At 68.9% G+C, this 501-nt stretch carries 1 protein-coding gene; it reads left to right on the top strand.

Annotated features, from left to right (window positions below):
• Positions 1-86: 86 nt before the first annotated feature.
• Positions 87-501: YceI family protein (locus IG178_RS25230; protein ID WP_193215300.1), on the top strand; the 415-nt coding region annotated here is incomplete at its 3' end.

Raw genomic sequence — 501 nt, 5'->3', positions numbered from 1 at the left:
GGTGCCATCGGGGTGGGGCCCGGTCCTACGATGGGGGAGCGGGTCTGGTCACCCGCGCAGCCACGACGCAGGCAGGGGAGACGAACATGAGCGCTCAGAGCGAGCTGACAGGGACCTGGAGCATCGATCCGTCCCACACCAGGGTGGGGTTCTCCTCGCGGCACGCGATGGTGACCAAGGTGCGCGGGGCCTTCAACGACGTCTCGGGCACGGCGCACCTGGATGCCGAGGACATGTCGCGCTCGCAGGCGCGAGTCGTCCTGCAGGTGGCCAGCGTGGACACCCGCAGCCCCCAGCGAGACGCGCACCTGCGCAGCGCCGACTTCTTCGATGCGCAGCAGCACCCCACCATCGAGTTCAACTCCACGGCGGTGGACGAGGTGGACGAGAACCAGCTCATCGTCACGGGCGAGCTCACGATCCGGGGTATCACCCGCACGATCTCCGTGCCGCTGGAGCTGCTGGGTGTGGACACCGATCCGTTCGGGCAGCTGCGAGCCG

The organism is Neoluteolibacter marinus, assembly GCF_014904755.1.
GTDB lineage: Bacteria > Verrucomicrobiota > Verrucomicrobiia > Verrucomicrobiales > Akkermansiaceae > Haloferula > Haloferula marina.
Note: the sequence above shows the minus strand (reverse complement) of the source record. Positions and strands in the feature narration are given on the sequence as shown.